Raw genomic sequence first — 18512 nt, forward strand, 5'->3', positions numbered from 1 at the left:
TATCGTCTCGGTTTGCGAGCGGTCGGGCTGGTTGTCTGGGAAAGTGGCCCGAAAAATGCGATAGTCTAGGAATGATCAAAGTCTGGGCCGATATCGGCGGCACATTTACCGATTGTTTTGTTTCGATTCCAGGACAGCCGCTGCGTTGGACCAAGGTGCTCAGCAGTGGCAGCATCAAGGGACGCATCGACGCCGATTCGACCGCCGCGACGGTGATCGATCGGCTTCGCGTCGACGATCCCGACCGATTTTGGAACGGTTCGGTCCTGCGGCTGCTCGACCCCCACGGCACGCTGGTCGAGCAACGACACGTCGAGTCATTCACCGCCGCGACGGGCCAGTTGCAACTGGCCGAGCCGTTTTCTCAGCCACCACAGCCCGGTTGGGCATACGAGCTGACAAGCGATCTGACCGCTCCGGTGATCGCCACGCGGCTGCTGCTGCGTCTGCCTGCGGATCAACCGCTGCCGCCGCTGGACGTTCGGATGGGAACCACGCGCGGCACCAACGCGCTGTTGACTCGTCGCGGTGCGCCGACCGCCTTCCTGACGACCGCCGGCTTCGAGGATCTGTTGGAGATCGGCCAACAGGATCGCCCCGATCTGTTCACGCTAAACATCGTCAAACGCAAGCCGCTCTATTCTGCGGTCGCCGCAGTCGAAGAACGGATCGCCGCCGATGGCACGATTTTGCAACCGCTGGATCTCGAAGCCGCCCGCCTGCAGATCGATGCGCTGCGACGCTCCGGAGCTGAATCGCTGGCGATCGGTCTATTAAACGCCTACATCAACCCGGCCCACGAACAAGCACTGGTCGATCTTGCCCTGGCCGCTGGGTTCGCCAACGTCAGCGCGTCGCATCGGATTGCTCCGGTGATCAAGTTGGTCGATCGAGCTGAAACGACGGTCTTGGACGCCTATCTGAATCCGGTCATCGCCGACTATGTCGCTCGAGTTTGGCAGCAGTTCGGCGGCGTCGATCGATGTCAGTTGCAGTTGATGACCAGTGGCGGGACGCTGGTTCCCGGCGACGCCTTCCGCGGCAAGGACAGCATCCTTTCGGGGCCCGCCGGCGGTGTCGTTGCGCTTGCGGAAATCGCCCGCGCGCATGGAGCGGCCGAGGCGATCGGTTTCGACATGGGAGGGACCAGTACCGACGTCAGTCGATTCGCGGGGCAGCCGGTCCGCCAATACGAAGCCTTCAAAGCGGGGACGCGGATCCTGACACCGATGATGGCGATCGAAACGGTTGCCGCCGGGGGCGGTTCGATCTGCCGATTCGATGGCCAACGGATGTGCGTGGGGCCCGAAAGCGCTGGCGCCGATCCGGGGCCGGCCTGTTATGGACGTGGTGGTCCGTTGACGGTCACCGACCTGAACGTCGTCCTGGGTCGCGTGTTGGCCGATCGGTTTCCCTTCCCGATGGATCGCGATGCGGCGATCGCTCGGTTGGCTGAGATTCAACAGACGATGGAAGCGGCGGGACATCCGATCGAATCGGCCGAAGCGTTAGCCGCTGGTTTTCGTGCGATCGCAAACCATCATATGGCCGAAGCCGTCCGCGCGGTCACGACCGCCGAAGGCCGCGATCCGCGAGGGATGACGCTTGTCGGATTTGGCGGCGCCGCGGGGCAGCATCTGTGTGATGTCGCCGAGGTGTTGGGGATTCGCAAGATCATCGATCACCCGCAAGCGAGTCTGTTGAGCGCGTTGGGGATGGGATTGGCCGCGACCGGCAACACGCAATCGCATGGCATCTATCGGCCGCTGGAAAAAGTCTCCGACGAGGAGCTAACCGATCGGATCGAAGCAGTCACGCAACAGGCGCTCGCCGAACTTCCAACCGCTCCCGACGGTGTCGCGGCAACGATTCGTGAAACGATCGACGTCCGCTACCTCGGAACCGACGCGGCGCTCGAGATCGATTGCCGATCGCGCGACGAGATCGCAGCGGCATTTCACCGTCAGCATCGCGAACAGTTTGGGTACCAGCGGATCGATCAACCGTTGGAACTTGTCGCGGTTCGTGCGACTGTCAGCTTGCCGGGTGCAGCCAGTTTGCAGCGTCTTGCCGAAGTCGAATCTCAGGCTTGCCAACCGGCAGCGTTTCAAGACGTCTGGCTCGGCGACCGCTGGCAACAAGTCGCTTCGTTCGACCGCGACCAATTGGTCCCCGGAGCGCAGATCGTGGGACCCGCGATCGTCGCGTCGGACCATCACACGTTGGTCGTCGATCGCAACTGGAAGGCTCAAGTCGCCGAAGACCTTTCGATCGTGTTGGTTCAAGAGGAAGCGGCAAGCGATCGGCGAGTTGCTGTCGAAACGGACGAAGCGACTTGCGATCCGGTGCTGTTGGAAATTTTTGCCAGCCGATTCCAGCAGATCGCCAATCAGATGGGACTGGTCCTCGGGCGGACCGCGATCAGTGTGAACGTCAAAGAGCGGCGGGACTACAGTTGTGCAATCTTCCGTGGCGACGGCAGCCTAGTCGCCAACGCGCCTCACGTGCCGGTGCATCTGGGTGCGATGGGGCATACCGTCCGATCGATTATGGCGCAGTTTCCCGAGATGTTTCCGGGGGATTGTTTTGTCACCAACGATCCGTTTGCCGGCGGTTCGCATCTACCCGACGTGACGGTGATCACGCCGGTCTTTGTCGATAGCGATCCAGAATCCGCAAGCGATCGGGGAACGAGACGTCCCGATTTCTTTGTCGCCAGCCGTGCGCATCACGCTGAGATCGGTGGGATCACCCCCGGTTCGATGCCGCCGGACGCGAGCAACCTCAACCAGGAAGGCGTCTTGATTCGCGGTCTGGCATTGGTCCGCAACGGCCAGCAACATCAAGAGGATTTGAAGCGGTTGCTTTCGGCCGGCGAATATCCTTCGCGATGCGTGGCGGAGAATCTTGCCGACATCGCAGCGCAACAAGCCGCCGGAACGGGCGGGGCACGTGATCTGTGCTCGCTGGTCGCTCAATACGGCGGCGCGGTGGTCGATCGCTACATGATGCATCTGCAAGATGTCGCCGCCGCCGCGGTTTCCGCTCGCCTGCGTCGGTTGCCCGCTGGGGCGATGCAGTTCGAAGACTCTCTGGACGATGGCACGCCGATCTGCGTGCAGATGCAGGTGATCGACGATCGCTTGCGGATCGATTTCGCCGGCACCGCCGGCGTCCATCCGCGTGGTTTTAATGCGACCCCGGCGATTGTGACCGCAGCGGTTTTGTATGTGCTGCGAACCTTGATCGATCAACCGTTGCCGTTAAACGAAGGCGTGCTGCGATGCGTCGACCTGCATCTTCCGGTTGGGCTGTTGAACCCGACGCGAGACGACGATCCGAGAAAGTGTCCCGCGGTGGTGGCGGGAAATGTGGAGACGAGCCAACGCGTGGTCGATGTGCTGTTGGGGGCATTAGGCGTGGCGGCGGCAAGCCAAGGGACGATGAACAACTTCGTCATCGGCGACGCCACATTCGGCTACTATGAAACGATTTGTGGTGGCAGCGGCGCGACGGCGACTGGCAACGGAGCGTCGGCGGTCCACACGCACATGACCAACACAAGGATCACCGATCCGGAGGTGCTCGAATTGCGGTATCCGATGCGTTTGATTCGGTTTGCGATTCGGCGCGGCAGCGGCGGCGTGGGCGAACATGACGGCGGCGACGGCGCGATTCGCGAGGTCGAGTTTTTGAAACCGCTGACCGTTTCCTTGTTGACAGGGCGGCGAACCGATCGCCCACCCTACGGTCTCGCTGGTGGAGCCGATGGCGCGTTGGGCGAGAATTGGCACACCGCGGCCGACGGCGAGAAACAGCGGCTAGCCGCCTGTTGCCGGATCGAAGTCCAAGCCGGCGACAGGATCACCTTGCTGACGCCCGGCGGCGGCGGGTACGGATTAAAACCCAATTGATCTCGTTTTGCGAAACGCTCGACCTACGGCGGCTTATCGACTGCACAAGCCGAACCTGGTTAGCGACTCTCCGCTATTACAGCTGCGGGCAATCGAACCAGTTCAGCAGCTTGGCGTCCATCCAGTAGCGGTCGCCGGTTTCGAGTTGCCGGCCGCCGATGAAGCCGACATGTCCGCCGCGGCGGGTGGTGTGCAGTTCGACGTGGCCGGGCCAGTCGGCTTCGCGAAGGCAGCCGATCGGGATGATCGGATCGTCTTCGGAAGCCAGGATCATCGTGGGGACTGCGATCCCGGAGGCCAACGGCGCCGCGGCAGCTTGCGCGTAATAGTCCTCCACGTCGCGGAATCCGCTGAGCGGAGCGGTGACAAGGCCATCGAAGTCCCACAGCGTTCTGGGGTGAGGATTCCAGTTGATCGCCCGCCAATCCTCCCGCTGCTCGACCAACGGAGCGACCCGCGACCGCAGCTTGCGGATGAAGTACAGGCCGTAGGGCCGCATCATCCAGCGGCTCATGTTGCGGCAACATCGGGCTGGATCGATCGGCGGAGCGACCGCCGCAGCTCGCGTGATCCGGTCGGCTGGGAACTCGGGGACCAGGATCCCTTTGCCGATCTCGCCGAGCATCTTTAATAAGATGTTGCCTCCCATCGAAATGCCGATCGGCCAGATCGGCGAATCGTCGCACAGTTCGGCGATCCGGGTGATGGCGGCTAAGAGATCGCCGCTGCGACCCGAGTGCGGCAGCTCGCGAGCCAGATCGCGGCCGGCGCCACAGCCGCGCATGTCCATGCGAAAGACACGGACGCCGCAGCGGTTGAGTTTGTCGGCCATCCGAATCATGTAACTGGCCCCATGGCAGCCGCACAAACCATGCAGCAAAATGACGACCGGCTGGCCAGGTGTCCAACCCGGCGGAGTATCATCGTGCAAAACGATCTGATCCCCATCGTCCAGGACGACGCGATGCTGCGTCGCCTTGTAGGGGATCTGGGGCGTGGGGATCAGCGTCGTGGCGAGCGTTTGCAGATGTCCCCCCAACAGCAAGGGATGGGGTTGGAACGAAAGGGACACAGCGGCGAGTTCCTTGGTTTGGAGAAGCGGCAACAAACAAATCCAGCCATCCCGTGGCGAAGACTGCCGCGCCCGGCGAAGACGACGCGCGTGCTGGTGCCGATTTTTGATGCACCAGCTATAATAAGAGTTTCTTGATTTGGATGTCTAGCGATGCAGAAGATTCGATCGTTTATTGCGATACCGCTCACCGATGAAATTCAAAACGCCGCGGGTCGGATGGTCGATCGGCTTCGCGAACCGGCAACCGGCGTAAAGTGGGTCGATGCCGACAATCTGCACCTGACGCTGAAGTTTCTCGGCGACGTCGACAATATCGAAGTCCCCGACGTCTGCAAGGCGTTGCGGAAGTGTTGTGCGAACGTCGAACCCTTCTCGCTCTCGATCCAGGGGATCGGTGGATTCCCCGATCTGCAACGGGCCCGCGTCGTCTGGGCTGGCGTCGAAGATCAATCCTCGGGTCTGTGCCCGTTGGCAGAATCGATCGACATCGAAATGGGCAAGCTGGGCTTTAAGCGGGAGTTCCGCGACTACACCCCTCACCTGACCCTGGGCCGACTGAAAAAAGGAAGTCGTTTAGGGGAGGACTTTGTCGCCGCGGCGGAAAAGGAAGCTGATACCGAACTGGGGACGATTCATGTCCAGGAAGTCCACGTCTTCGCCAGTTTTATGGACAAACACCAGAAAGGGCCGACCTACAACGTGATGGATCGCGTCGCGTTGGACTGATCGCTGCGTAACACCAGCGTCATTGGACCGCATCGACGATCGATCGCGTCGATGCGACGGGGCTTCTAAAGAGCTCTCGTGACCTCCGGCCAGGCCCAAGGCACGGCTTATTCGATCGGCGTCAGTTCGGTCTCTTCCAACTCCGGCTCGGTGGGGACCGGCCCGTTCGCTTCGGGTGGTTCCAAACCGCGCTGCGTGGAAATGGTTTGTTCCATCTCGGCACGATTTCGCTCGCGAATCTCGAGGATGAACTTCAGCACCTGTTGCTGCTGCGGATCCAACACCGCACCGATCTCGGCATCGCGAGTGGCGACCAAAGCGGCGATCTGCCGCTGCAGCACATCGATCTGCGATTGGTAACCCTGTTGGATCTGGTAGATCTTGCGTCGCTGGGAATTGGTGATGATCTCCGAATAGCCCGGCGGCAGTCGCTGCGTCTCGACGCCGCTACCGGAACCCAATTCGCCATCGATCTGCGCCGCGTCGCTCGCTTCGCCAGCCGCCGATTCCTGTTCGTCTCCCGGCAGGTCGTTCGCCACCGGGGTGGTCCCAGCCTCTTGTTGTCCGATCGAACGAGCTGGCAGATTGGCGACGATCGCGACCGCCGCCAACAACAATAGAAATGCAGAACGTTTCATCCGAGTGTTCCCCCAATGCGAGACGGTTGTGCCTTGAAGCCTCTGTCCAAGCGGAAACGCTAGAGGCTTCATCGGTTCTAACAACAGGTCGTCACGACCTCTGCTCACCATCAAAGGACGCGTAATCGCGTCGCTCACCGTGCTCGATCGGGGGAAATTTCTGACTCGCTTAGCGGGTTGTTTGAACCCCGCCCAAAAATCGATCGAAGCTGCTTACGACTTCTCGACCCATTGTGGTTCGGGTTCGATCGCTTCGGCACATGCACCGCCTTGGTCGGCGCGGCCGCTGCCTTCGAGTCGGCTGATCAACTTGATATGTTGATCCTGCTCGCACAAGATTTGGCAACTCAATCGAACCCCCTGTTGGTCGATGCCGCGAGCCGACAGCGTCGCTTGTTCGGCTTCGGTCATCTTCGACGGTTCGCCTGCGATAAATTCAACGCGGCAGGTGGTGCAGCGGCATTTGCCACCACAGGCATGCAATTGATCGGTGCTGGCGATCTTGGTCAACGCGTTGACCAAGCGTGTCCCGGCGGGAACTTCAAATTCACCCTGACCTTCGATAGTTAACTTTGGCATCGAAAATGCTCCTGTTGATTGTTTTATGGGGGTACCCCTTTGTCAGGGGTTCCGGTGTTAGTCCGCCGTTAACCTAGCAACCGATAGCAGCCTGGGACCAGAGGTGTCACGCCCCGAGCCAATACTATTTACAGAGCAAGAGAGACTGTTCCCAAATCAAGTGGTTGTTGGTCCCCGATACAAAGGGTACTATCCGATTGTCCACTTTTGGCGAGCAGACGATGCTTACGAGCAGGTCCGGCAAGCGGGCGAATCACATTTGGGAAAGCGAATCGAAAGGGATCACCATGGCCAAGAAATCAGCAAAATCGAGTGCAAAAGCAGGTAAGATCGACCCAGGCATGAAAGCCGTTTTGGCGCGTGAACCGGGTTTGGCCTCCACCTTGCAGCAGATCGAAAAATCGTTTGGCGGTGGGGCGATCATGCCTTTGGGTGCCGAATCACAATTAAAAATCAGCGGGATTCCGACCGGCAGCTTGAGCCTGGACATGGCCTTGGGCGGCTTCGGTCTGCCTCGCGGCCGGATCATCGAAGTCTACGGCCCCGAATCGAGCGGTAAGACGACGCTAGCATTGCACGTCGCCGCCGAAGCACAAAAGGCGGGTGGCATCGCGGCGATCATCGATGCCGAGCACGCTTTTGATCCCGGCTGGGGTAAGAAGCTGGGCGTCGAACTCGATTCGCTGTTGGTCAGCCAACCCAGCAGCGGTGAAGAGGCGATGCAGATCACCGAGATGTTGGTCAAAAGCAACTCGGTCGACGTGATCATCATCGACTCGGTCGCGGCTTTGGTACCACGTGCGGAACTCGAAGGCGAAATCGGAGCGTCGCACGTCGGGCTGCAAGCGCGTCTGATGAGCCAATCGATGCGGAAGCTGACCGGTGCGATCGCGAAGAGCAAATCGGTGGTGATCTTCATCAACCAGATCCGCGAAAAGATCGGCGTGATGTTCGGCAGCCCCGAAACCACACCGGGCGGTCGGGCGTTGAAGTTCTACGCCAGTTGCCGGATCGACGTCCGTCGGATCGGTGCTCTCAAAGATGGCGAAGAACAGGTCGGCCAACGGGTCAAATGCAAGATCGTCAAGAACAAGGTGGCACCGCCGTTCCGGATCGCTGAATTCGATATGATGCATAATAATGGTATCAGTTTCGAAGGCGACATCCTCGACTTGGGACTGGAACACAACGTGCTCACTCGCAGCGGTGCTTGGTTCAAGTATGGCGAAACCTATCTTGGACAAGGCAAGGAGAAGGCGCGTAACTTCCTGATCGAGAACACCGAAACGCGCGACGAGATCCGCGACCGGATCATGACCGCGGGCGGGTTCGCAGGCCCTGTCGAAATCGGTCCCGAGGACGACGCTGCCAATGCGGATGACTTGAGCGATGTCGATGAAGAAGCGACGACCAACAGTTAACAACGGCTTCGATTTGCGGACGGGTTGATTCAAGATGCGACAAATTGCTTTCCTCGTTGTCATTTTGCTCTCGGCCTGTCCGACCTCGGCACAGCAACCGCCCGACGCGTTGCTGTCGATGCAGTCGGCGTTAACCAATGCGATCGATCGCGCGGGGCGTTCGGTCGTTGCGATCGCTCGCGTTCGCAAAGATCTGCCCGCCGATGCGATGGGTGATCTGAAATTTAATCTCCCCGGGCTCGGTCAACCGCTGATCGATCCGACCAATCCGGCGTTTGTTCCGACCGAGTTTGCGTCGGGCGTGATCGTTTCGGCCGACGGCGACGTCCTGACGAACTTCCACGTCCTCGACGATCCCAAACAGAACGACTATTACGTCTGGCATCGCGGAATCGGCAGCCAGGCGGTCGTCCAAGCGACTCCCGCCGAAGTCCAAGCAGGCGACCCGTGGACCGATCTGGCGATCCTGCGAATCGAAAACGCCAAGGATCTCCCCGCGATCAAAATGGGCGATGCCTCGCAGATCCAGCGCGGCATGTTCGTGATCTCTTTAGGCAATCCGTACGCTATCGCTCGCGACGGATACCCCAGCGCCAGCATGGGGATCGTTTCAAATCTTCAGCGGGCCGCGGCGGCGCAGCCCGACAAGGAATCGCGCGGCCAAGCTCCCCCTAGCCAACAGCTGCACGAATTTGGGACCTTGATTCAAACCGACGCCAAGTTGAACCTGGGGACCAGCGGCGGAGCGTTGGTTAATCTGCAGGGCGAGATGATCGGGCTGACGACATCGCTGGCCGCGGTCGCTGGATACGAACAATCGGCCGGGTTTGCGATTCCGATCGACAAATCGATGCGAGCCGCGATCGATCAATTGCTCGAGGGCAAAACGCCCGCGTTCGGCTTCTTGGGGTTGGAACCAGCCGACCTCCCCGAACCGCAACGCGCCCGCGGGCTGCGTGGAGCGATCGTTCGCCAGGTGCTGCAAGGCATGCCAGCTCAACGGGCTGGTTTGCGCAGTGGCGATTTGATCACCAAGATCGACGGCCAACCGATCGATGGCGCGGCGGGATTGTTTCGCGAGATGAGTCGCCGACCGGCGAACGCGAAGGTCCAGATGACACTGCTGCAAGGCAATCCGCTGACCGACGACTTTCAATCCAAAATCGTCGACGTCACGCTGGGGAAGAAGTACCTAGCGTTGACCAAACCGGGCTACAGCCGCTTTCCCGAACCGAGCTGGCGTGGATTGCGAGTCGACCACGGGACGGCCCTACCGCCGGGCCAGTTGTTTGGGTTCTCGCGGCCTCGGGAGATCCTGCCCGTTGCGGTGATCAGCGTCGATCCCGACACGCCCGCCTGGAACGCCGGGCTGCGACCGGGGCAATTCGTGCAGAAAGTGGGCGACAAATCGGTGCCAGATCCCGATACCTTCTATGAGCTAGTGAAAGAGCAGACCGATGCGGTCGCGCTGACGATTGTGGGCCCCGGCGATCGCGAGCAACGGATCTCGGTCCCGACGAGCATCCAATAGTCGCTGCGGCGATGCGAAACGCGAAGGTTTGCGGGGAATGCCCCGAGACCGCAGCCGGACCGTTTCTGCCGACTAGGCAAGCTCCACAGCTCATGCTACCTGTTGGAAAACTCCATTTCTCGTTAAAAATGCAGTTTTGAAACTTCGCCTCCCGCGCCCCACCCGACTCAAAGAGCAGCATCGATGAAGACCGACGAACTGCGTGAAATGTACTTGGATTTCTATGTCAGCAAAGGACATACGCTGCAGGGAAGCGATGTGCTGGTGCCGACCTGGGATCCCTCGGTGCTGTTCACTCCCGCGGGCATGAACCAGTTCAAGGATCACTTCCTGGGCAAGGTGAAGCTCGATTTCACGCGGGCGACGACCTGCCAAAAGTGTCTGCGAACCGGCGACATCGAAAACGTCGGCCGCACCGCCTACCACCACACCTTCTTCGAGATGCTGGGCAACTTCAGCTTCGGCGATTATTTCAAGGCCGAAGCGATCCACTGGGCGTGGGAATTCCTGACCAGCAAGAAGTGGTTGAACATCCCCGCCGGCCGGCTGAACGTGACGGTCTACAAAGACGATGACGAAGCGTTTGGGATCTGGCACGAACAGATCGGCCTGCCGACATCCAAGATCGCCCGGATGGACGAGGACGAAAACTTCTGGCCCGCCAGCGCGCCGAGCCAGGGCCCCGATGGCGTCTGCGGTCCCTGCAGCGAGATCTATTACGAATTGGAAGGTGGCGAATCGGTCGAGATCTGGAACCTCGTCTTCACCCAGTTCAACCGCATCGGCAGCCCTCCCGACAACCTGCATCCGCTGCCCAGCAAAAACATCGACACCGGAATGGGGCTGGAACGCTGTGCCAGCGTCCTGCAGGGTCAACCGACCAATTACCACATCGATAATCTGTTCCCGATCGTGCAAGCTGCCGCCGAAGTCTGCAGCCGCAATTATTCGTTGGACAGCGACGATGGCCGCCGCTTGCGACGGATCACCGATCACGTCCGCGCCTGCACTTTTTCGATCCACGAAAACGTCTACCCCGGCCCCGACAAAGCCAAATATGTCGTCCGCCGCTTGATCCGCCGCGCCGTCTTGGACGGACATCAAATGGGTTTACGTGAACCGTTCCTGCACCAAATCGTGCCGGCGGTTGTCGAACAGATGAAGAGGCCGTATCCGGAACTGGCTGAATCGGTTCAACGCGTCACCCGCGTGATGCAGAAAGAGGAAGAAGCGTTCTTCCAAACGCTCGACGCCGCGCTCTCGCGGATCGATCAGATGTTCACGCGGATGGAAGATGTCGCCGGCGTGATGGTCGACGGCAACGAAGCGGCCGACCTCTACAAAACCTACGGCGTCCCGCCGGAACTGTTGCAGACGCTGGCATCGGAAAAGAACCTGACCTTCGACTGGGACGGATACAACAAATCGATGGACCAACACGCCGTCGATAGCGGCGCGGGTCAGAAAGAGCTGTTCCAGACCGGTCCTTTGGAAACGCTGAAGGAATCGCTCCGCGAGACTCCGTTCCTGGGCTACGAACAGATCTCGGCCAGCTGCCACGTCAAAGGCATCATCGTCGGCAACACCGATGGCGACGAGCATCTGTTGGGCAAAGTTGCCGCGGGCGGTGCCGATCAAGAACTCCGCGTCGTCTTGGACCACACTCCCTTCTACGCCGAAAGCGGCGGCCAAGTTGGCGACGTCGGGACGATCCACAACGACGATTTTGAGTTCCATGTCACCGACACGCAGAAGCATGCCGCATTGATCGTCCATTACGGACATCTAGTCCGCGGCACGATCCATGAAAACGCAACGGTCACCGCCGACGTCGACGCGACGCGACGCGGCGCGATCAGCCGCGCCCACTCCGCGACCCACATCCTGCACCACGCGTTGCAAAAACATGTCGGCCAACACGCCCAACAACAGGGATCCAAGGTCGAAGCCGACGTGTTGCGATTCGACTTCACCAATCAAGAAGCCCTTTCCGAAACGCAGATCGAAGCGATTCAAAGCGACGTCTTGGAACATGTCGCCGCCGGCGATCCGATTCGGTGGGACACCGTCCCGTTGGCCGACGCCCGAGCTGCCGGAGCGATGATGCTGTTTGGTGAAAAGTATCCCGACCCGGTACGGATGGTATCGATGGGAGAGTTCTCCAAAGAGTTGTGCGGCGGCACGCACTTGGATAACACCGGCGACGTTCAAGCGTTTGAATTGACAAGCGAGGAGAGCGTTTCCAGCAACACCCGCCGGATCGTGGCGTTGACGGGCGAAAAAGCGAAAGCCTATCGCCAGCAAACGACCGAGATTCTCGAAGCGGCAGCCAAACAATTGGCCTGTCCCGTCGCTGCGGTTAGCGAAGCGACCAAGAGCTTGATCGACCAGGTTCGTAAGCTGAAGAAGCAACTGGCCAGCGGAAACGCCGACGTCCAAAAGCGGACTCCCGTGACCGGCGGCGGTGGCGAGGCGAGCTATGCAAAGATGAAGTTGATCGTCCGCGATACCGCTCGAATGTTGAACGTCGCAGCGGCCGATGTCAGCTCGCGGATCGATGCCCTGTTGGCCGACGAAAAGTCATTGATCCAGCAACTGGCCAACCTGACCGCCGGTGAACAAGTGACCGCCGACGATCTTTTGGCCGACGCCGAAACCGTAGGCGAAGCGCTGTTGATCGTCCGGACGATCGATGGTGCCAATCCCAACGTGATCCGCCAGTTGATCGACCAGCTGCGAAAGAAAAGCGACAAGCCGGTTGCGGTTCTGTTGGCGACGGTTGTTGGCGGCGACAAGGTGATCTTGGTCGCAGGGATCAGCAAATCCCTGGTCGAAGGCGGGATGAGCGCTGGCAAATGGGTTGGCGAAGTCGCAGCGGTCGTCGGTGGCGGCGGCGGTGGCAAACCCGACCTGGCTCAAGCCGGCGGCAAGGATCCCGAAAAACTCCCCGCTGCGATCGACAAGGCGAAAGAGGTCGGTCGATCGATGATCGGCTAAGGCCCTTGGTGTGACTTGGTTGAACGGAAATGAGAACTTCCGTTGCAGCATGGTGAATGGAGGCGCGGCCGGTGCAGTTGCTCAGCCTCCACGACACCTTCAAGCCGCGCATCGCTCAAGCATCGGATCTCTCAAGATTCACGTCGCGGCCGCCTCCGGCCCGATCCGGGTTGCGATTCCGTGACGAGGCGCATCGGTTGGCCTTCTTCCAACAGTGTCGTGTTCTTGATCGACACAAATTCGCGCCGCGATGACTCTCCGCAAACTGTCTCGCCTGGATGACAGTTTTTCTGATAAACGCTGGTAATTTGCTCAAAAGAGCAGCCTTTTTGCTGGGCTTTCACGGCGATAGCGCCATCTGCGCAAGTGCTTTCTAGTTCCCAAATCCGTTGACCGGACAGCCGATACCTGTAACATACAGCTACCTAGCAGCGGGATCGCGGCAACCGTTCCTCATGCCTCAAGTCATTAGCACTTCCTCATTAACTCATGCACGGGACAGATGTTTTGTCACTAGAAACACGCAGCATCCGAATCCCGCGTGTCGCGATGGCGGTACGACTTCTGTTCGCTCTCTTTCTGTTGAGCACCGGGATCATGACGATCAGCTTTGCCATCAACGGGTATCCCGTCGGTGATCCACCAGGAGATGTCGGTCGATTCATGATGGCGCTCGAAAAGACGGGCTATCTGATTTTCTGGGTCGGCTTTTTCAAAGCGGTTGTGGGGGGACTGATGTTCGTGCCTCGGACCGCCCCCTTGGCTGTGCTGATGTCTCTCCCTTATGCCTTCAATATCCTGCTGTATGTGACGCTCTTCGCCCATCAATATCTTGTGGTCGGCCTCCCCGATTTCGCAGCGTGTGCGCTGTTGATTTATTGCTACTTCGATTGGTATCGCCCGATCTTTGCTGGACCAACGACGGCGCCGTGGCAGGTTTCTTGTGGAGATGGAAATGCACTTTGATTCCGAATCCTCGCCCGGATTTGCCATAGGGCGTGTCGCTTATCTGATTCGTAGTGGGATGGCGGCAGAGCTGAAGAAAGCCGGCTGGCCCTTTTCGCCGGAGGAAACGCAGACGTTGATCACGTTGTCCGACGCCGGGGAACCGAGGAGTATGAACGAGTTGGCATCGCTGATGATTCGCGATCCAACGACGGTGAAACGCCAGTTGGATCGGTTGGTCGAACATCAATTTGTCGAACGCAGTGCCTCGAGCGAAGACGCCCGGATTGTGATGATCCGCTTGACTCGCCGTGGCGAACAGAAACTGCAGAAGATCCTCCCACTGCTGGATGACTTGCGAAAAACTGCATTGCAGGGAATCCCCAAGTCTGACTTGGAAACAACGCGAAACGTCTTGCAAAAAATGCAGATCAACTTAAGAAACCACGTCGCAAAGGATTAAGCTCATGAGTAAAAACAGATTCTCATTCGACCTTTCTCGGTTCACTGTTGGCGCAGCGAAAGCCTGGCTACTCGGCATCGTCGCGCTGACCGCCACGGTCGCCCATGGCCAAACGCAAACCGATCCCGACACGGCGCTACGGATGCTGAACGCTCAGCAGCAGCAGTTTGAAAAGGGAGTTATCCAAGTCGCGGACAACGTCTTCACCGCGGTAGGTTTTCACGGCGCGAACACTTCGATGATCGTCGGCACCGACGGGGTGATCATCATCGATACGCTCTTCGGTCCCAGCAGTGCGGCCGACGCAGCTGAGGCCTTTCGGCAATACAGCGACAAACCGGTCAAGGCGATCATCTATACGCACAGCCATGGCGATCACATCGGTGGCGGCAGTGCGTTTGTCGGCGACGCGAAGCCCGACATCTACGCCACCGAGAGTTTTGGTTCGGCCGAAGGCGTCAACAAAGCTGTCGATCCGATTAAGCAGAAGCGAAACGTACGCCAGTTCGGTCGCAAGCTCTCGCCGGCCGAAAGCACCAACCGCGGTGTTGCCCCGGCGGGTACAAAAGATGGCGACCGCGGCGAAGGGTTTCTTCCACCGACCGTCACCGTTCCCAACAGCGGACTCAAAACAACGATCGCGGGAATCGATATCGAATTCCACATCAGCCCCGGAGAAACCGACGACGCGATGTTTATCTGGCTGCCCAGCGAGAAGGTGCTTTTCGCGGGGGACAACTTTTACAATTCCTTTCCCAACCTCTACGCGATCCGTGGCACCGCCTATCGCGACGTGCTGAATTGGTCCGAAAGCGTTGGCAAGATGGCCGCGTTAAAACCACATGTAGTCGTCCCGGGCCACACGATGCCGATCGCAGGAGAGGAAGCGGCGACCGCGGCACTGCAGGATTACAGCGATGCGATTCGCAGCGTGTACGATCAAACCGTGCGAGGCATCAACGCCGGAAAAGGTCCCGAACAACTTGCGCACGAAGTCGAACTCCCCGAGCATCTTCAAGACAAACCGTACCTGATTCAGTTCTACGGAGCGGTGCCGCATGCGGTACGCGCCATCTATTGCGGGTTGTTGGGTTGGTACGACGGCAATCCAACGACGCTAAATCCGCTGGAGCCCAGGATCAAAGCGAAGAAGATGGCTCAGCTGGCAGGCGGGACTGCCGAACTAACCGCTCAGATGGAAGCCGCCCTGGAGAAGCAGGATTACCAATGGGCACTGGAGCTGTCCGACCACGTGAAATGGCTCGACGATGCCGATCGGAAGCTCGCCCGCAAAACAAAGATCGCGGCGCTGCGAGGCTTGGCAGCGAGAGAGTACAACGCGCCCAACAGAAACTACTACCTCAGCTATGCCAACGAACTCGAATCGGGCCAGTTGAGCAACGTCTGGTTCTAATCGCGATCCGAGTTCGGATCCGAACGTTCCCGACAACGCGAGTTGTCGGGAACGCTGCGGTTGCACGGGCTACTTGGCGGCTGGAAGGATGCCTCGCGAGATCATCCACTCGTGGCATAGCATCGGCCAGTGTTCGGCGCCGGGGCGGCCTGCGGCTAGGCCTAATCCGTGTCGGCCCTTCTCGAAGATGTGCATCTCGACGGGCACCTTGTGCTTGTGGCAGGCCAGATAGAAGTGGATGGAGTTCTGCGGCGGCACAGCGGTATCTTCGCTGGTGTGGAGCAAGAAGATCGGCGGTGTCTTTTCGGTCACCTGCGATTCGTTCGACAGCGACTCGACAAGTTCTTCGGGTGCGTCTTCGCCCAGCAGATTGCGTTGGCTGCCGCGGTGCGTATACGGTTTGTTCAGCCCGATCACCGCGTAACACAAGACGGCAAAGTCGGGGCGGCAGCTGACGCGATCGATCGGATCGGCCGCGTCGGGATTCCCGTCGTCGAAGTGGGTCGCCGCAGTCGATGCCAAGTGACCGCCGGCGGAGAAGCCGAGGATCCCGATCCGATTGGGATCGATGTTCAGTTCAGCAGCTTGAGCGCGGAGGGTGCGGATCGCTCGCTGGGCATCCATCAACGGATAGGGGTGTTTGTAACCGGCTCCCTGGTTTCCTTTGCCGCGATGGCGGTACTGGCAGATCGCTGCGGTGACGCCGAGATCCTGCAACCAATTTGCAATCGCATACCCCTCGTGATCGATCGCCAATCCGCCGTAGCCACCACCGGGGAGGACGACGATCGCCGGCCGTGGACCGTCGCCGGCCGCCTTGTAGATCGTCAAATTAGGCAGATCGCCAACCTGATCGCCTCCCGCACCGGGAGCTCCATCCTTCCAAAGCGGTTTCGGTTCAGGCGAATCGGCAACAACGGTGGCTGACAAAATCAAGCAGGTCAGCGGTGCAAACAGGAAGGCTTTCAGCTTCATCATGTGGAATCTCACGTCGTGTTGAAGTAAATCGGGGGTGCGAAACGGTCACAACGAGCCAGCTCGATGTGCCGCGGCTGCCATCGCCAACATCATACTCACCCGAGAATGAGTGTGTGTGCCGTGGTCGCGTGCAGATCATTTGACGTTGTCGGTGAACCGCAGTGCGTAGAGATCGGCGTCGATCATCTTGACCCGCAACCGAATCGTCTTCCCGCGCAGCGAGCTGAGGTCGGAGCCCGAGTTCCAGGTTGCGGTTGCCGCCAATTCGTCTCCAAAAAGTTCGGGCATCTCCTGCATCGTGAACCCTGGAATCGGTTGGCCCTTTTCGTCCTGGATCTCGATCTGGATGCTGCCAGCTGCGGAGCTGGCGTAGTTGAGCTGCAGCGAGTCGCCGTCGAATTGGATCGGATGCGTGGTGAACTCGCCATGTTTGCCGCCTCCGACATGAGCCGAGGCAAATCCTTGTTGGCGGACGGTCAGCCGACGGATGCGATGGTCGGCGTGTCGATAGTGCTCGCTGATATAAAGCGACCACTCACCATCGCCCCCGTCGTAGATGCCATACGCAACCATGTTGCTACGGTCGGTCCAATTTTTTGGATCCAGCCCCGGCCTAGCCCAGGCTTGCAGGAAGGGGCGATCCCAGTGGACCCCGTCGCGGCTGGACATGAAGATCGTATCGGAAACGCCTTTGACGCTGTGTTCGGGAATCTTCCGCCGAGCGGGTTGGAAGCGTTTGGGGAACGACAGAAACAGATGAGGCGCGGTCGGGCAGGGAATGGTGGCCGAGGTGTAAAAGTGTTCCTTCGGTGCATCCTCCGCATAACGATGGGGAACGCCGGTCGACCATTTCAGAAAGTCCTGTGAATGGCTGCTCTGAATCGCTCGCAGTTGGTCTTCGACGGAAAAGATGCGACTGAAACATGCGTACCGGTTTCGCGCGGCGTCCCAAAAAGCGAGGTTCTGAGAATCGAACGCCCCTTTGGTAATGACCGGTTCCTTTTGAAGCTTTCGCCAGTGAATCCCGTCGGCCGATGCGAAGGCGTACAGACCGCCTGGCGTGTCACCGTATTGCCAGTTCTTTCCGGGCATCTTGACCCCGCCCAACGCTTTGAAACGGGCATCGGGTTTGGCCGACGGGTTGGCATCGAGGAAAGGAGCGAAGTTGTGCGATTCGACGCCACGCCAGATCACGTTGTTTTCTTTGGTCCCCCCCGCTTCGATCAGTCCCAGCTTGGGACGCGTGAAATGAATCCCATCCTCGCTCTCGGCGACACAGGTGAATTGCGACTCGGAATGATCGGGGCCTCCGTCGGATCCGCGGTAGTACAGCCGAACCTTCTCGCCATCTTGGACTACCGAAAAATAGGCGCTCGTCGGCCCCTCCCAAGGTTTGTCGGTCGTCAGCACGATCTCCCGGCGAACGGGCTCGTGCAGCTTCAATTCGACGTTCTGCTTGGAATCGATAAGGTATTCGTCGACGAACAGCTCCCATCGCGACCCGAGCATCAAAGGTTCGGCGGCATGGTTTGATGCGGTCAGCGAGGCAAGGATCACGAGTGCCGGAAGCATGCGATTGCGAGGGTATCTCATGGCGACTCCAAAGGGTGGGGGATGGGGGTAGGTGAGGAGTTGGAAGACCGACAAACCTACGGCGGCGGAGACTCGAGGAATCCGATTCGCGATCAGCTCCACAAACCGGAGGGCGTGGTGTGATCCCGTAGTAGGCTTGGTTGGCCCCCATCATAACCGCTGCGCACGGGCGATGCGCTCTGCGCCGCAACCGATGCGCACCGTCGAGAATGCGTTGTATACTTGCGCTCAAAAGTTG

At 59.5% G+C, this 18512-nt stretch carries 13 protein-coding genes; 8 read left to right on the plus strand and 5 right to left on the minus strand.

Annotation, left to right across the window (positions count from 1 at the left end):
* Positions 1 to 71: 71 nt before the first annotated feature.
* Positions 72 to 3914 (plus strand): hydantoinase B/oxoprolinase family protein, encoded by a 3843-nt coding sequence (locus CA51_RS25425; RefSeq protein ID WP_145123899.1) that lies wholly within the window; start codon positions 72 to 74, stop codon positions 3912 to 3914.
* 76 nt (positions 3915 to 3990) lie between these two features.
* Here the strand turns inward: CA51_RS25425 and CA51_RS25430 are convergent, their stop codons facing one another.
* Positions 3991 to 5019 (minus strand): YheT family hydrolase, encoded by a 1029-nt coding sequence (locus CA51_RS25430; RefSeq protein ID WP_197451475.1) that lies wholly within the window; start codon positions 5017 to 5019, stop codon positions 3991 to 3993.
* 120 nt (positions 5020 to 5139) lie between these two features.
* Here CA51_RS25430 and thpR point away from each other — a divergent pair, with 120 nt between their 5' ends.
* Positions 5140 to 5715 carry an RNA 2',3'-cyclic phosphodiesterase gene (gene thpR / locus CA51_RS25435; RefSeq protein ID WP_145123901.1) on the plus strand — a complete coding sequence of 192 codons (576 nt, stop codon included), beginning with the start codon at positions 5140 to 5142 and terminating at the stop codon, positions 5713 to 5715.
* Between the two features lie 107 nt (positions 5716 to 5822).
* Here the strand turns inward: thpR and CA51_RS25440 are convergent, their stop codons facing one another.
* Both CA51_RS25440 and CA51_RS25445 read right to left on the minus strand, forming a co-directional pair.
* Complete coding sequence (locus CA51_RS25440) at positions 5823 to 6353, minus strand: hypothetical protein (RefSeq protein WP_145123902.1); 531 nt, start codon at positions 6351 to 6353, stop codon at positions 5823 to 5825.
* Between the two features lie 213 nt (positions 6354 to 6566).
* A complete protein-coding gene (locus CA51_RS25445) occupies positions 6567 to 6932 on the minus strand; it encodes a 2Fe-2S iron-sulfur cluster-binding protein (protein ID WP_145123903.1) in 366 nt (121 codons plus the stop codon).
* A 287-nt stretch (positions 6933 to 7219) separates the two neighbouring features.
* On the opposite strand from CA51_RS25445, the gene recA reads away from it, so the two are divergent.
* The 6 genes from recA (at position 7220) to CA51_RS25475 (ending at position 15703) form a co-directional block, all read left to right on the plus strand.
* The gene (gene recA / locus CA51_RS25450; RefSeq protein WP_145123904.1) at positions 7220 to 8353 is read left to right on the plus strand and encodes a recombinase RecA; all 1134 of its coding nucleotides are present in this window, start codon (positions 7220 to 7222) and stop codon (positions 8351 to 8353) included.
* Positions 8354 to 8387: 34 nt separating this feature from the next.
* Positions 8388 to 9884 (plus strand): trypsin-like peptidase domain-containing protein, encoded by a 1497-nt coding sequence (locus CA51_RS25455; protein ID WP_145123905.1) that lies wholly within the window; start codon positions 8388 to 8390, stop codon positions 9882 to 9884.
* Between the two features lie 183 nt (positions 9885 to 10067).
* Positions 10068 to 12881, plus strand: a complete 2814-nt coding sequence (gene alaS / locus CA51_RS25460) for an alanine--tRNA ligase (protein ID WP_145123906.1) — start codon at positions 10068 to 10070, stop codon at positions 12879 to 12881.
* A gap of 549 nt (positions 12882 to 13430) precedes the next feature.
* Positions 13431 to 13847, plus strand: a complete 417-nt coding sequence (locus tag CA51_RS25465; protein WP_420821489.1) for a hypothetical protein — start codon at positions 13431 to 13433, stop codon at positions 13845 to 13847.
* A complete protein-coding gene (locus tag CA51_RS25470; protein WP_145123908.1) occupies positions 13837 to 14289 on the plus strand; it encodes a MarR family winged helix-turn-helix transcriptional regulator in 453 nt (150 codons plus the stop codon). The genes CA51_RS25465 and CA51_RS25470 overlap by 11 nt, the downstream gene beginning before the upstream one ends.
* A 4-nt stretch (positions 14290 to 14293) precedes the next feature.
* Positions 14294 to 15703, plus strand: coding sequence for an alkyl/aryl-sulfatase (locus tag CA51_RS25475; protein ID WP_145123909.1), 1410 nt, complete (start codon positions 14294 to 14296; stop codon positions 15701 to 15703).
* Between the two features lie 69 nt (positions 15704 to 15772).
* Here the strand turns inward: CA51_RS25475 and CA51_RS25480 are convergent, their stop codons facing one another.
* The gene (locus tag CA51_RS25480; RefSeq protein ID WP_197451476.1) at positions 15773 to 16681 is read right to left on the minus strand and encodes an alpha/beta hydrolase; all 909 of its coding nucleotides are present in this window, start codon (positions 16679 to 16681) and stop codon (positions 15773 to 15775) included.
* A gap of 135 nt (positions 16682 to 16816) precedes the next feature.
* The gene (locus CA51_RS25485; protein WP_145123910.1) at positions 16817 to 18274 is read right to left on the minus strand and encodes a hypothetical protein; all 1458 of its coding nucleotides are present in this window, start codon (positions 18272 to 18274) and stop codon (positions 16817 to 16819) included.
* Positions 18275 to 18512: the final 238 nt, after the last annotated feature.

Origin of the sequence: Rosistilla oblonga (assembly GCF_007751715.1) — a bacterium.
GTDB lineage: Bacteria > Planctomycetota > Planctomycetia > Pirellulales > Pirellulaceae > Rosistilla > Rosistilla oblonga.